The following is a 14386-nucleotide window of genomic DNA, read 5'->3' as shown; positions in this document are numbered from 1 at the left end:
TCACTTGCGGCCGGGGGTCCAGTTCATGCCGAAGCCGTAGGCGTGGTCGACCGTCCGCTGCGGGCTCACGCCGCGCTCGGGCACCAGGTAGCGGGCCTCACGCTGGACGACGAGGTCGCTTCCGGTGTTGGTGATCAGCGCCAGGGCGCACACCGTCGAGGGCACGGTGCACTCGTCGAGCGAGAAGTCGACCGGGGCGCCGTACTGCGGCTGGAGGGTGACCGTGGCGTGCAGGTCGGCGAAGGAGCGGGCGCCCTCGTAGATGGTCACGAAGATAAGGATGCGCCGGAAGTACCGCTGGTGGTCGAGGCTGATGGTGAGGTTCTCGCCGGTCGACACGGCGCCGGTGCGGTCGTCGCCGTCGAGGTGGATGAACGGCGGCTGGTGCAGCGCCCCGAAGGCGTTGCCGAGTGCCTGGACGACTCCCTTGCTGCCGTCGCTCAGTTCGTACAGGCAGCACAGGTCGAGGTCGAGGTCGTCGTGCAGGGCGACCGGGCGGCCGAGCTTGCGGGCCCAGCCCGAGAACTGTTTGCGCACCTGCCAGTTGAGGTTGACGCGCATGGCGCCGGAGGTTCCGCCCTGCTTGGTCAGTGAGACGGAGGGCGCCGCCTTGGTGAGCGTGACCTTGGTCAGCCGGACCGGCTGGGCGGGAGGTGCGGAGGGTGCCGGCGGGGGCGCCGCGGCAGGGAAGGCGGGCGGCACCGGCGGGGCCATCGGCGCCGGCGGGACGGGCGCGGGCGGGGTGGCCGCGGGGGCGTGCTGCGGTTCGTCCACCGAGATGCCGTAGTCCGTGGCCAGGCCCTCGAGTCCGCAGTCGTATCCCTGGCCGACGGCGCGGAACTTCCAGGCGCCCTGGCGGCGGTAGAACTCGCCCAGCACGAAGGCCGTCTCGACGGTCGCGCCCGGGTTGTCGAAGCGGGCCACGACGGTGTTCCGCGCGGTGTCGCGCACCTCGATGTACAGATCGGGGACCCGGCCGAAGGGTCCGCCGTCCGAGGAGGCGGCGAGGATCACGGTCTCGATCGCGGGTTCCACGCGCTGGAGGTCGACGAGCAGGCTGTCGGTCACCCGGCCGCCGACGTCCCGCTTGCCCTCGTGACGGACCGATCCGGAGGCGTGGGCCGCTTGGTTGTAGAAGACGAAGTCCGCGTCGGAACGGACCTTGCCACCCACCAGCAGGAGGGCGGAGGCGTCCGCGTCGGGCACACCGGGTCCGGACCGCCAGCCCAGTTCGACCCGCAGCGCCGTCGTCGGCACCGGGGTGTTTGATCCTTTCGACATTGACATGTCCGCCCCCATCACGTGTCACCGGGCCGGGTGATGTCCCGGCGAATCGTCGAGTTCCTGACGCCCAACCTATTCTCCGGGTCGCCGGCCCCTGAAGAAGAGCCCGGCAGAAGGTTCGGTCAACCGCCGGTAACCCGCCCGGAACTCGGCCTTTACCGCAAAATCGCGCGGCATGACGCCCTATTTTGCCAAGTTCGCTCGCATTGGGGATGCCCGGTCACCGCGGACACGGAAAACAACCCTCTTATCGGTCTCCCCAACCAGCACATCGTGGGCTTAACTTATGGCCATGACCTCCCCCCGCTCCACTTATGGCGGCGGCTACTACTCCGCCTCCTTCCCGGACACCCCGATCTACGACTCGCTCGTGGCCGAACGGGGCACACCGCAGATCGCCCCGATCCGGGTCCCCGCCGCGTACGACATGCCGAGCAGCAACCATCTGCCCGCGCTGCCGTCCGCACTGCCCGCCCTCCCGGCCGGCCCCTCGCAGCCCTCCTACGGATACCCGCAGCAGGCCCCGCAGCCCGCCCCGCTGCAGCAGGCCCCCGCCGCGTACATCCCGCACCAGGCGACCGCGCCGCGCGGGTACCCCGGGCCCCAGCAGCAGCCGCAGCAGCCCCGCCCGGCCGCGCCCGGCCCCGCGGGGTACGAGGCGATGCGCCCCGCGGCTCCCCGGCCGGCCCCCGCGCCGTACCAGGATCCGTACAACCAGCAGCAGTACCGCGGTTACTGAGCCGCCCTCCGGGTTGTCGGTGCCACCTGGCACGATGAACCCATGGAGTACGCGCGACTGCAGTCGATCCACGTCCATCCGGTCAAGGCGTTCCGGAGCCTGTCGCTCCAGGAAGTCGTGGTGGAGCCCTGGGGGCCGGCCGGGGACCGACGCTGGATGCTGATCGACGACGGGGGAAAGGTCGTCACGCAACGCAAGCAGCCGCGCCTCGCCCTGGCCGCCGCCGAGCTTCTGCCCGGCGGCGGCCTACGGCTGTCCGCGCCCGGCACGGCGCCCCTCACGGTGCCGGTCCCGCGCGCGGGCGGCACGGTGCCGGTGCAGATCTTCCGGGACAAGATCGAGGCCCTCCCCGCCGAGGACGAGGCGGCACACGCCTGGTGCAGCGCGCTGCTCGGGGCCGACGTCCGGCTGGTGCACCTGGACGACCCCGCCACCCGCCGCCCCGTGAACCCGCGGTACGCGCAGCCCGGCGAGACCGTCTCCTTCGCGGACGGCTTTCCGCTGCTGCTGACCACCACCGCCTCGCTCGACGCCCTCAACTCCCTGATCGCGCGCGGTGAGCACGCGGACGAGGGCCCACTGCCCATGAACCGCTTCCGGCCGAACCTGGTCGTCTCCGGCACCGAGCCCTGGGCCGAGGACCGCTGGTCGCGCGTCGCCGTCGGCGAGGTCGTCCTGCGGGTCGCCAAGCCGTGCGGGCGGTGCGTCGTGACGACCACCGACCAGGGCACCGCGGACCGCGGCACCGAGCCCCTGTACAGCCTCGGACGGCACCGACGCATCGACGGCAAACTGGTCTTCGGGCAGAACCTGGTCCCCCTCGGCCGCGGCACGGTCCGGGTCGGCGACCCGGTGCGGATCATCGAGTGAGGTGCGGCCGCCCGCCACGACCGCGTCTCGGTTCCGGACAAACGGCCCGGTAACGGGAACCCGGTGCGGGGCCCGCGCGTTGGGCTTTGTGAGAGGTTCATGAGAATCCGGCCGTGACGGGTCACCGAGCGGGGACGGCGCGCCCCCGCCGTCCGGTCCGCCCGGGATCCGTGCGAACGGCTCGACGGGGGTGGAGCGGAGCGGGAAGGGGGTGGGTGCGTGCGGGCGATCAGAGGTCTGTGGCGGTGGCGAGGCAATCCGCTGTGCCGCCCGAGCGACCTGGCCGAGGCCTGGGTGGCCCTGACGGCGCTGCTGCTGATCGGGTGCGTCGCGCCTGTGACCGGCGTGCTCGTGGGCGGCGCGGCGCAGAGCGCCCTGCAGCGGTCGGTGCGCGAGCAGCACGAGGTGCGGCACCGGGTGACGGCCACCGTGGTCCGGGCCCTGGAGCGTTCGCCCCTGTCCGTCGACCCCGAGGGCGCCTCCTCCGGCGAAGAGCCACGCAGCCGTGTCCTCGCCGCCTGGTCCGGGCCGGACGGCTCGCGGCACGAGGGCCCCGTCCTGGTGGGCGTCGACCGCCCGGGCAGCGGCGACCGGTTCGCGATGTGGACGGACGCGCGGGGCCGCGAGGTGGCCCGCCCGCTGGACTCCGCGACGGCGACCACGCATGCCGTGCTCGCCGGGATCGGCACCGCGGTGGCGGCCGCGGCCCTGGTGGAGGCCGCCCGGCGGATCGTGGTCTGGCGCCTGGTCCGCCGCCGTTACGCGTGCCTGGAGCAGGAGTGGGAGCGGGCGGGACCGGACTGGGGCAGGACCGGCGCGGGCAGTTGACGGGCTTCGGCCTCCGGTCAACTCACCACCTGCGCGCACGCTACGGTGGACCGGCCGAACCGAATCGGCGACGACCCGCGTACGACGAGGTGGGGGCACAGCAACGCCATGGCACAGGGCACGGTCCAGGTGACGCACACCGGCACCTCGCGGTGGCGGCGCCGCACGGGTGAGTACGCATCGCTCGCCGCCGCCCTGGAGGCCGCGGCCGACGGTGACGTCCTCACCGTGGCCCCAGGGACCTACCGGGAGAATCTCGTCGTCCAGCGGGCGGTGACCCTGCGCGGACCCGAGGGCGCCCAGGGTTCGGTCCGGATCGCGCCCGCCGACGGTGTCCCGCTGACCGTGCGCGCCTCGGCGGTGATCCAGGACCTGCACGTCGAGGGCCAGGACGCGGCGGCGCCCGCGGTCCTGGTGGAGGACGGCACGCCGGAGCTGGTGGGTCTCAGGGTCGTCGCGCGTTCCGCCTCCGGGATAGAGGTGCGCGGCAGCGCGCGTCCCACGGTGCGGCGCTGCACCGTCGACAATCCGGCCGGTGTCGGTATCGCCGTCCTGGACGGCGGGGGCGGCGTGTTCGAGGAGTGCGAGGTCGTCGCGGCCGGCCAGGCGGGCGTCGCGGTGCGCTCCGGCGGCCGCCCCCGGCTGGAGCGCTGCCGGGTGCACCACGCGACGGGATCCGGACTGACGGCGACCGGCGAGGGTTCCGCGTTCGAGGCCGTGGGCTGCGAGGTCTACGAGGTCCGCGGCAGCGGCGTGCAGGTGACCGGCCGGGCCACGGCCCATCTGACCGACTGCGACGTGCACCGCACCACGGGCGACGGCGTCACGCTGGACACGGACGCGGTGCTCACCCTCGCCGACTGCCGCATCCACGACATCCCGGAGAACGCGGTCGACCTCAGGTCCCGCTCGGTCCTCACCCTGACCCGCACCAGCGTGCGGCAGTTCGGGCGCAACGGCCTGTCGGTGTGGGACCCGGGCACCCGGGTGGACGCCAACCAGTGCGAGATCTTCGACAGCACCGGCGACTACCCGGCGGTCTGGGTCAGCGACGGCGCCACCGCGGTGCTCGACTCCTGCCGGGTGCACGACGTGCCGGACGCGCTGTTCGTCCTGGACCGGGGCTCGCGCGCGGACGTCGTCGACAGCGACCTCTCCCAGGTGCGCAACACCGCCGTGTCGGTGAGCGACGGCGCCACCGCGCAGCTCGACGACTGCCGCATCCGGGACGCCGCCACCGGCGCGTGGTTCCGCGACCACGGCAGCGGCGGCACCCTGAACAACTGCACCCTGGACGGCAACCGCACCGGCGTGATCGTCACCAAGGGCGCCGACCCCACCATCGAGCGCTGCACCGTCGACTCGCCCTCCGAGGCGGGTGTCTACGTGTCGGCCGGCGGCCGCGGCAGCTTCCTGAACTGCCGGGTCACGGGCAGCGCGGGATACGGCTTCCATGTGATCGACGGCTGTCGTACGACGTTGAAGAAGTGCCGCACGGAGCGCTGCGCGCGCGGCGGGTACGAGTTCGCGGACGGCGGCCCCGACTCGGCGTACGACTCCGGGCCGCTCGTGGAGGACTGCACCAGCGACGAGAGCACCGGCCTGACGGCGCCCGCCGCGCCCGAGCCGGTGGTGCAGACGGCGGCCCAGTCCCCCGGGCTGCTCGGCTCGATCCCCGGGCAGCGCACCACCGAGCAGGAGCCGCTGATCGCGCCCGCCGCCCCCCAGGAGCCGGCGCGGACCTCGCAGGCCGTCCTGGGCGAACTGGACGCCCTGGTCGGCCTGGACAGCGTCAAGCGCGAGGTGCGCGCGCTGACCGACATGATCGAGGTGGGCCGGCGCCGGCAGCGGGCGGGCCTGAAGGCGGCGTCGGTCAAGCGGCACCTGGTCTTCACCGGGTCCCCGGGCACCGGCAAGACGACGGTCGCCCGGCTGTACGGCGAGATCCTCGCCTCGCTCGGTGTGCTGGACAAGGGCCATCTGGTCGAGGTGTCCCGGGTGGACCTGGTCGGCGAGCACATCGGCTCCACGGCGATCCGCACCCAGGAGGCCTTCCAGCGGGCGCACGGCGGCGTGCTGTTCATCGACGAGGCGTACGCGCTCTCGCCCGAGGACGCGGGCCGGGACTTCGGCAAGGAGGCCATCGACACGCTGGTCAAGCTGATGGAGGACCAGCGGGAGGCCGTCGTCGTGATCGTCGCGGGGTACACGGCGGAGATGGAGCGTTTCCTGTCCGTCAATCCCGGTGTGGCCTCCCGCTTCTCACGGACCATCACCTTCGGCGACTACGGCCCCGGGGAGCTGCTGCGGATCGTGGAGCAGCAGGCCGACGAGCACGAGTACCGGCTGGGGCCGGGCACGCCCGAGGCGCTGGCGAAGTACTTCGCGGAGATTCCCAAGGGCCCGGCCTTCGGCAACGGCCGCACGGCACGGCAGACCTTCGAGGCGATGGTGGAGCGGCATGCGAGCCGGGTCGCCCAGCTGTCCGACCCGAGCACGGACGACCTGACCCTGCTGTACCCCGAGGACCTGCCCGAGCTGCCGTAGCGGAGCCGCAGCCGGAGCCCGGGCTCGGCCGGGCGGGCCTCAGCAGTCCCCGGTCGTGTCGTCCGCCGCCGGGACGGACGCCGCCGCACCGCCCGTGTGGCGCGGCGCCGGTACCTCCGGGCGCAGCCGGGCCAGCAGCCGCGCGCGTTCCTCGGCGAAGGCGGGATCGGCCTGGTAGTCGGAGTGGCCGAGGACCGGCGCCGGCAGCGGGTGGAGTTCGGTCCGGCCGTAGGTCAGCGGGTCCTTGAGGGGCGGGCGGTCCACCGCGGGGCCCGCGTCGCCGGGCAGGCGCATCGGGCCGCCGATGGGGTCGGTGCGCCGGTAGAGGTTGCGCCAGCAGTCGACCTCCTCGTGCAGTGAGGCGAGCGCCTCGGGACCGAAGTGCGCCGGGAACCAGCGGCCGTACAGCCGCTCCAGCGGGGAGCCGTAGGTGAGCAGGGCGACGCGCCTGCGGGCGGACGGCTCCAGTTGCCAGGACGCGGCGGCGGCGAGGACGCTCCCCTGCGAGTGCCCGGAGATGACCAGCCGGCCGCCGGTGGCGCGGGTCCAGGTCGCCATCCGCCAGGTCAGGTCGGGTACCGCGCGCTCGGCGTAGCAGGGCGGTGCGAAGGGGTGCGCGGCGCGTGGCCAGAAGGTGCCGACGTCCCACAGGATGCCGATCGTGCGCCGCGCGGAGGCGTCCTTGTAGGCGCGCCTGCCCCAGGTGACGAACAGTATGAAGCCGAGGCCGATCAGCCAGGAGCCCAGTTCCTGCGCGGTCTGCGCGGCCCCCTGGAGGGCCGCGTACGTCCCGCGCGCCGCCTCCCCGGGCACCTTCTCGGTGGTCAGGGCGCCCACCAGGGCTCCGGCGCCGAGCAGCAGGGTGGCGGCGGAGGTGATGGCGACGATGAGGGGCGCCCGGTCGGTGAGCGTGGCCGTGGCGCGGGTGAGGGCGATGCGCCGGGTGCGCCCCGGGTCTCCGGTCTCCCCCGGGTGGTCGTGTTCCACGGCGTCGCGTTCCGCGCGGGCCAGGCGCAGGGTGTGCCGGGCGAGGACGGCGCACATCAGCAGGACGACGACGAGCAACGGCGGGATGACGGAGGCCTGCCAGGTGAGCAGGACGGGCGGGCCGTCGAGGAAGGCGCCGGTGCCGTCCATCCAGTCGGAGACACGCTGGGAGACCCCGCCGGACATGACGCCGCCCAGCGCGCAGGCCAGCATGGCGACGGCGGGACCGCCCAGGCCCCGGATCGCGGCGCGGGCGTCGGGGCGGCTGCGGTGGAGCAGGTGGGCGACCACGGCCAGCACGACGACCAGCAGCCCCTGCACCAGGGCGATGCCGCCGAAGGCCGTGTCTCCGGCCAGCCGGCCCTGCGACGTCCAACCCGGTCGGGACCAGCCGCCGTACAGCAGGGCGAGGACGAACAGCAGGAGGGCGGCGAGCGGCAGGCGGCGGACGAGGTGCTCGTCGAGTCGACGGTCCAGGCGCTTCTCGCTGCGGCCCCGGCGGCAGACCACCGCGACCACGGCGACGCCCGCCGCGGCCAACGCGCCCAGCAGCACCCATCCCAGGGTGTCGAGCAGCGCGGGTCCGCCCGGCCGGTGGTCGAAGCGGGCCGCGGGCACGCCGACCGCCACGGCGACGGTCAGCAGCCCGGCGGCGGTGTGCGCGCCGCGCAGCCGGGCCACCAGGCGGCGTCCGTACCAGAACCCGGGGCGGCCCAGCGCGGCGCGGCGGGGGTCCTCCTCGGGGTCGGCCTCGCGGTCCATCGGCTGCTGGGACTCGTACGCCCGCCAGGTGCGCAGCGACAGGTACCACAGCAGCCCGGTGAGGGCGGCGGGCACCGCGGCCGCCAGGGCGAGTCTGCGGCCGGGCGTGCTCCACCAGCCGCCGTCCGACACCACCGGCGACAGGAAGCCCAGCCAGGTGTGCCGCTCGGCGCACGCGCGCGTGCCCGCGCACTGCCAGGCGACGAGGTCGAGGGCGACCTCGCAGGCGGCGGCGACCAGGAGCACGGTCAGAGTGAGGCCCGTGAGCCGCAGCAGCAGCCCGTAGAGGCGGACCGTGCGGGTCCGGCCGTGGGCGGCGGGCCGCATCCAGTGGGCGATGTTGACCACCATGAAGGGCAGGAGCAGCAGCCACAGGGCGCGGGTGCCGTTGCCGGAGGTGAGGTTGCACCAGACGTAGGCCTCGGGCACCGGACGGCCCCGGTAGTCCTCGGGCCGGGACTCGGCGTCGGCGTCCTCGGTGCGCCGGAAGACGGCCGCGATGTGGTCGCCGGTGACCCGCACGGTCCGCGGGTCGTCCAGCATCTCGGCGGGTGTCGTACCGCCCACTCCGTGTACCAGGAGTTCCAGGGCGGTGCCGCTTCTCGCGTCGGTCCCGCCCGTCCCGGCCCGTTCCTGTGCCTTCTTCACTGTCCGCACTCCCCCGTGACGCGCCGTCGGCTGTGTCCGTGCGGGCACAGGATCCCCGTCGGCGGGCGTCGTACACCCCTCGGCACTGAATCTCCCCGAACCGTGTGACCGGTGACGGCGGCGGGCGGTGGCGCGGGCCGCGGCGGGGCGTGCGAGGATGGGACGTCCGCGCACGGGTGCGGGGAGAAGACCTCATCCGAGCGAGAGTGTGTCGGCGTGTCGGGCGGTTGTGCGGCGAAAGGACCGAAGCGTACGTGAGTGAGAATCCGAACCTCCTCGCGGAGCAGCGCCGCGCCCTGATCCTCGACGAGGTGCGCCGCCGTGGCGGTGTCCGGGTCAACGAGCTGACCCGCAAGCTCGGCGTGTCGGACATGACGGTCCGCCGCGACCTCGACGCGCTGTCCCGGCAGGGTGTGCTGGAGAAGGTGCACGGCGGAGCGGTCCCGGTGGCGGAGGCGAGCACCCACGAACCGGGGTTCGAGGCCAAGTCGGGTCTGGAGCCGACGGCCAAGGAGGACATCGCGCGGGCCGCCGCGGAGCTGGTCGCCCCGGGCGCCGCGATCGCCCTGTCGGGCGGTACGACGACGTACGCGCTGGCGCACCGGCTGGTGGACGTGCCGGATCTGACGGTGGTCACCAACTCGGTGCGGGTGGCCGACGTGTTCCATGTGGCGCAGCGCACCTCGGGGGCGCGGCAGGGCGGGGCGACGGTGGTGCTGACCGGCGGTGTGCGCACGCCCTCCGACTCGCTGGTGGGACCGGTCGCCGACCAGGCGATCGCGACGCTCCACTTCGACGTGCTGTTCCTGGGCGTGCACGGGATATCGGCCGAGGCCGGCCTGTCCACGCCGAACCTCGCGGAGGCCGAGACGAACCGGCGTCTCGTGCAGTCGGCACGGCGTGTCGTGGTGGTCGCGGACCACACCAAGTGGGGTGTCGTGGGCCTGAGTTCCTTCGCCGCGCTGGAGCAGGTGGACACGCTCGTGACCGACTCCGGCCTGTCGGCGCGGGCCCGCGCGGAGGTCGCCGAGCACCTCGGGCTGGTCGTGGCGGGCGAGCCGGAGCCCACCGCCGACTGACACCGGCGCCGGTCTGCCAGGGAGCCCCCTGCCGTGCCGGGCACCGGACGCGGCGGCCCGCGCACGGGGCGTCCGCCCCGCTGACACCCGGGCGCGCCCGGGTCTATCGTGGCGCCACCCGGCCGATCGTCCGCCACCCGCGGCTTCGCACAAGGGGGTTGTGTCCATGGTTCGCCGTCTGCGTCCGGTAGGTCTCGACTTCGTCGAGACGGCGCCGGTGCGCCTGGTCTTCGCGCGGGAGATCGGCGCCGCCCCGGACGCCGTCTTCCGCGCCCTGGCCGAGGACGTTCCCGGCTGGACCGCGTGGTTCTCGGCGGTGACGTTCGCCCGGCCCATCGGTGAGGGCGCGGGGCGCGAGATCCGGCTCAGGGGCGGCGCGCGTTTCGTGGAGACGGTGCTGGCGGCCGAGCGGCCCGAGGTGTACGCCTACCGCGTCGACGTCACCAACGCGCCGGGCGCCCGGGCCATGCTCGAGGAGTGGCGGCTGACGCCGGCCGGTACCGGTACGCGGGTGCGCTGGACGTTCGCGGCGGACGGTACGGCGCCCTTCCGCTTCGTCCTGGACCGGGCGCGTCCGGGGCTGGGGCGGGCCTTCCGGGGCGCGGTGACGTCGCTGGACCGGCGGCTGCGGCGCCCGTAGCCCTGCGCCTCGCAAACGGCCGACCGGCGACCGGCGACCGGCGACCGGCGACCGGCTCAGCCGAGCGGGCTGCCGGTGCGCAGCAGGGACTCGATCTCCGCCGTGTACGGCTCGATGTCGAGGCCCTGTTCGGCGAGCCAGGCGTCGGAGTAGTACTTGTCGAGGTACCGGTCCCCCGGATCGCACAGCAGTGTCACGACGCTGCCCCGCTCCCCCGCGGCCACCATCTCGGCGACGATCCGCAACGCGCTCCACAGCCCGGTGCCGGTCGAGCCGCCCGCCTTGCGGCCGATGACCCGCTCCAGGGAGCGTACGGCCGCGACGCTCGCCGCGTCCGGCACCTTCATCATGCGGTCGATCGCGCCGGGCACGAAGCTCGGTTCCATCCGGGGCCGGCCGATGCCCTCGATGCGGGAGCCCCGGTCGCAGGCCACGTCCGCCTCGCCGGTGGTCCAGCCCTCGAAGAAGCAGGAGTTCTCCGGGTCGGCGACGCAGACCCGGGTGTCGTACTGCATGTAGTGGACGTAGCGGGCGAGGGTCGCCGAGGTGCCGCCGGTGCCGGCCGTGGCGACGATCCACGACGGCTCCGGGTACCGTTCCCGCCGCAGCTGGCGGAAGATCGACTCGGCGATGTTGTTGTTGCCGCGCCAGTCGGTGGCGCGTTCGGCGTAGGTGAACTGGTCCATGTAGTGGCCGCCGGTCTCCGCCGCGAGGCGGGCCGACTCCTCGTACATCCGCCGGGAGTCGTCCACGAAGTGGCACCGTCCGCCGTGGAACTCGATCAGGCGGATCTTCTCGGTGCTCGTCGTACGGGGCATGACGGCGATGAAGGGCACGCCGACGAGTTTGGCGAAGTACGCCTCGGAGACGGCCGTCGAGCCGCTGGACGCCTCGATCACCGGGCGGTCCGGCCGGATCCAGCCGTTGCACAGGCCGTAGAGGAACAGGGAGCGGGCGAGGCGGTGCTTGAGGCTGCCCGTGGGGTGGGTCGACTCGTCCTTCAAATAGAGGTCGATGCCCCAGTGCTCCGGGAGCGGGAACAGCAGCAGATGGGTGTCGGCCGAGCGGTTGGCGTCGGCCTGGACCTTGCGGACGGCTTCTTTCAGCCAGGTGCGGTAGGTGGCGTCGCTGTGGTCGACGTCGAGGGTGGCGCCGTTGGCGGTCTGCCGGTCAGTGCTCACTTCGAGGGCTCCTTACGCTGCGCGCCGACGGCGGACAGCGCGGCCGACCCCTGGATCATAAACACCTTCCACACGCTTCTCACCTGCATAAACACCCCTTTGAGCGCCTCAAAGGCACCCCTGGGGCGCCAGGGCCGACACGGCGGGGCGCGGCGGGAGGCGACGGGAGGCGACGGGGGGCGCATTCGCGCGAGTGCTCCGGTCGCCTCCGGAACCGGGCGGCGCGTACTGGTGCTCGGAGCGCGCTGCGGGCAGACTGCCAGCGGCGGGAACCGACGCGCACGAGGGGGCGACGGCCATGTCAGAGCCGGAGTTCAGGGCCACGGGGGTGCGGATCGGCAAGCGGCTGCGTTCGCTCACCCGGGCCGGGACGGTCCGGATCAGCGGTGGCCGGGTGGAGCTGCTCACCAGCTACGGCAGTGAGATAGACAGCGCGCCGGTGCAGGCGGTGCGCGCCTCCCGCCCGTGGTTCGCTCCGCAGGACCGGGCGCTGGCCGACCTGGACGGCAAGCGGTACGTGCTGACCCTGGGCGAGCGCGACCCGGCTCCCGGTGAACCGGGCCCGCCCGCGGCCCGCCGCTTCATCGAGGCGGTGCGCAGGGCGGCCGGACGCCGCGTCTGAGAGATGTCCGTAAGTTGCGGTGCCTCACCCCTTGCGTCACTCTGGTCTCACGTCACTCTGGGTTTACCGGCGATAACGCTGCGAACCAGCCCGCCGGCCATGACAGCGGGCGGCGTGCGCCCTGTGCGCCTCGCTGGATCCGAACTCCGTGTTCTTCCGGACCTCTATGTCGGGGAGTCGCAGCCGTGATCACTCACCCAAGCAGACACTGCACGGTGGAGCTCCAAGCCCTGCCGTCGCGGATCGGCCAGGTCCGCAGAATCGTATCTGCGCAATTGCGCTACTGGCATATGGATCTCCTGATCGACCGGGCGGTGCTCGGCGTGACGGAGCTGTTGACCAACGTCCACCTCCATGCGCGCCCCGACAAGACGTGCACCGTGGAGATAGAGCTGCTCCTGGACCGGCTCACGGTCTCGGTGCGCGACCACGATCCGCGGCTGCCCGTCGTCGATGACGCCGAGCCCCTCGCGACGTGCGGACGCGGGCTTGCCATGGTGGCCGCGATGAGCGAGAGCTGGGGCGCCCGGCCGGACGGCGAGTCCGGCAAGGTCGTCTGGTTCACGCTCCCGACGGCCGTCGCCCCCGTGCCGGTCACCGTGCCGCCGGTGTCGGCACGTCAGCCGCGCCGTCTGGTCGAGGAGGTGCCGGCCGCCGCGTTCGCCGAGGTCGAGCACGCGGTCGACCTCACAAGCCCCCAACCCGCTCCCGCCCGGTCGGCCGTTGTCGGCTGACCGGGCGGTGACCGTCCGCTGCCGCGGACCGTGCGGCCCGGTACCGGTCGACGTCCGGGAACGCGGCTCCGCGCTTCCGGTGGTCCGCAACCGCACTGACGTGTACGGGCCCTGACGGTGCGTCGGTCGTCCGACGGGAGGGCGTGGGCCGCGCGACCCGCTGCTGGGTGACGCCTGTCGACGCCGACCCCGTCCGGAGCGTGTGTACGGCGGTGTCGCCACCGCCGTACACCTTCCCGGCGTCCGTGATCCGGGCGGCGGGCCGGGTGCCGGTCGTCGCGGTCATGCCGCGCCGCCCCCGCCGGTCCGGCCGAACTGCTCGTCCAGCACGGACAGCCGGCGCCAGTACTCGTCCTCGTCGATCTCGCCGGAGGCGAAGCGGTGGCCGAGCACGGCGATGGGCGAGTTGTCCTCGACGGCCGCCCGCCGCCCCGGTCCGCGGCGCCCGCGCCACACCGTGCGGCGCAGCAGGGTGATGGCACCGCCGATGACCAGGGCCCAGATCACCGGGAAGAGCAGGATCCACGGGCCGGGCCCGCCGTCGCCGAACTGTGCCAGGGTCTCCATGTCGTCCAACTCCTCGGTCGCGGTGTCCCTTGTCGCTACCGAGCCTCGCTCCGAAAGGGTGCCCCGGTCGTCGTACGGCCGGCGGCGGTGTGCGTACGTCGCGGGGAGTACTCCGGCGGTCCGCGGCTGCTTCCTCCGTCCGTCGCCGACCCCTCGACCTCTGTAACTACTAGTATGTACAGTGCTCGCATGAGCACCTCGGAGCGACTGATCGAGTCCACCCGTGAGCTGCTGTGGGAGCGCGGGTACGTGGGCACCAGCCCCAAGGCGATCCTGGAGCGGGCCCAGGCCGGGCAGGGCAGCATGTACCACCACTTCAAGGGCAAGCCCGACCTCGCACTCGCCGCGATCCGGCGCACGGCCCAGGAGATGCGGGCCGCCGCCGAGGCCGTGCTCACCGGTCCGGGGACGCCGTACGAGCGCATCGAGGCGTATCTGCGGCGCGAGCGCGACGTGCTGCGCGGGTGCCCGGTCGGGCGACTGACCATGGACCCGGACGTGATCGCCGACGACACCCTGCGTTCCCCGGTGGACGAGACCCTCGACTGGCTGCGCGAGCAGATCGCCCAGCTGGTCGAGGAGGGCAGGGAGCAGGGCGAGTTCGCTCCCTCGCTGGACGGCGAGGCGATCGCGGCCACGGTCGTCGCGACCGTCCAGGGCGGCTATGTGCTGGCCCGCGCGTCCGGCTCGCCGACCGCCTTCGAGGCGGGCGTCCGGGGCCTGCTCTCGCTGCTCGCGACCCACAGGAACCCGCTCGCGTAGAGGAGTTCGACGAACCGTGCACATCACCCGACAGCGCCCCGGAACCGAGCAGGGCACGGCCGAGGGCTTCACCGGCGCGGTATGGCTGGACGAGACCGCCGCTCGCGGCGGGAACCGACGCGCACGAGGGGGCGAG

The 14386-nt window shown here is 73.5% G+C and carries 13 protein-coding genes; 9 read left to right on the top strand and 4 right to left on the bottom strand.

Annotation, left to right across the window (positions count from 1 at the left end):
• Positions 1-1281 carry a TerD family protein gene (locus IE94_RS0111945; protein WP_030182237.1) on the bottom strand — a complete coding sequence of 427 codons (1281 nt, stop codon included), beginning with the start codon at positions 1279-1281 and terminating at the stop codon, positions 1-3.
• 295 nt (positions 1282-1576) lie between these two features.
• On the opposite strand from IE94_RS0111945, the gene IE94_RS0111940 reads away from it, so the two are divergent.
• The 4 genes from IE94_RS0111940 (at position 1577) to IE94_RS0111925 (ending at position 6268) form a co-directional block, all read left to right on the top strand.
• Complete coding sequence (locus tag IE94_RS0111940) at positions 1577-2023, top strand: DUF6643 family protein (RefSeq protein ID WP_030182233.1); 447 nt, start codon at positions 1577-1579, stop codon at positions 2021-2023.
• A 42-nt stretch (positions 2024-2065) separates the two neighbouring features.
• Positions 2066-2893 carry an MOSC domain-containing protein gene (locus tag IE94_RS0111935; RefSeq protein WP_030182232.1) on the top strand — a complete coding sequence of 276 codons (828 nt, stop codon included), beginning with the start codon at positions 2066-2068 and terminating at the stop codon, positions 2891-2893.
• A 219-nt stretch (positions 2894-3112) separates the two neighbouring features.
• The gene (locus IE94_RS0111930) at positions 3113-3721 is read left to right on the top strand and encodes an Rv1733c family protein (RefSeq protein WP_030182229.1); all 609 of its coding nucleotides are present in this window, start codon (positions 3113-3115) and stop codon (positions 3719-3721) included.
• A 108-nt stretch (positions 3722-3829) separates the two neighbouring features.
• Positions 3830-6268 (top strand): right-handed parallel beta-helix repeat-containing protein, encoded by a 2439-nt coding sequence (locus IE94_RS0111925; RefSeq protein WP_030182227.1) that lies wholly within the window; start codon positions 3830-3832, stop codon positions 6266-6268.
• Between the two features lie 39 nt (positions 6269-6307).
• Here IE94_RS0111925 and IE94_RS0111920 read toward each other — a convergent pair whose 3' ends face one another.
• A complete protein-coding gene (locus tag IE94_RS0111920) occupies positions 6308-8665 on the bottom strand; it encodes a hypothetical protein (RefSeq protein WP_030182222.1) in 2358 nt (785 codons plus the stop codon).
• 254 nt (positions 8666-8919) lie between these two features.
• On the opposite strand from IE94_RS0111920, the gene IE94_RS0111915 reads away from it, so the two are divergent.
• Positions 8920-9744, top strand: a complete 825-nt coding sequence (locus tag IE94_RS0111915) for a DeoR/GlpR family DNA-binding transcription regulator (protein ID WP_030182219.1) — start codon at positions 8920-8922, stop codon at positions 9742-9744.
• Positions 9745-9910: 166 nt separating this feature from the next.
• Entirely contained in the window at positions 9911-10384 is a 474-nt protein-coding gene (locus IE94_RS0111910) for an SRPBCC family protein (RefSeq protein ID WP_030182217.1), read from the top strand.
• Positions 10385-10440: 56 nt separating this feature from the next.
• On the opposite strand, the gene IE94_RS0111905 is transcribed toward IE94_RS0111910, so the two are convergent.
• On the bottom strand, positions 10441-11565 hold the full coding sequence (locus tag IE94_RS0111905; protein WP_030182215.1) for a PLP-dependent cysteine synthase family protein: 1125 nt from the start codon (positions 11563-11565) through the stop codon (positions 10441-10443).
• 298 nt (positions 11566-11863) lie between these two features.
• On the opposite strand from IE94_RS0111905, the gene IE94_RS0111895 reads away from it, so the two are divergent.
• Positions 11864-12187: a hypothetical protein gene (locus IE94_RS0111895; protein ID WP_030182212.1), complete on the top strand. Its 324-nt coding sequence runs from the start codon at positions 11864-11866 to the stop codon at positions 12185-12187.
• A 185-nt stretch (positions 12188-12372) separates the two neighbouring features.
• The gene (locus tag IE94_RS0111890) at positions 12373-12921 is read left to right on the top strand and encodes an ATP-binding protein (protein WP_209441056.1); all 549 of its coding nucleotides are present in this window, start codon (positions 12373-12375) and stop codon (positions 12919-12921) included.
• A gap of 282 nt (positions 12922-13203) precedes the next feature.
• Here IE94_RS0111890 and IE94_RS0111885 read toward each other — a convergent pair whose 3' ends face one another.
• Positions 13204-13488 (bottom strand): SHOCT domain-containing protein, encoded by a 285-nt coding sequence (locus IE94_RS0111885; RefSeq protein ID WP_030182207.1) that lies wholly within the window; start codon positions 13486-13488, stop codon positions 13204-13206.
• A gap of 189 nt (positions 13489-13677) precedes the next feature.
• Here IE94_RS0111885 and IE94_RS0111880 point away from each other — a divergent pair, with 189 nt between their 5' ends.
• Positions 13678-14250 (top strand): TetR/AcrR family transcriptional regulator, encoded by a 573-nt coding sequence (locus IE94_RS0111880; RefSeq protein ID WP_030182205.1) that lies wholly within the window; start codon positions 13678-13680, stop codon positions 14248-14250.
• Positions 14251-14386 lie beyond the last annotated feature (136 nt).

Source organism: Streptomyces violaceorubidus (genome assembly GCF_000717995.1).
Classification (GTDB): domain Bacteria; phylum Actinomycetota; class Actinomycetes; order Streptomycetales; family Streptomycetaceae; genus Streptomyces; species Streptomyces violaceorubidus.
This window is presented reverse-complemented; position numbering and strand designations above follow the sequence as displayed.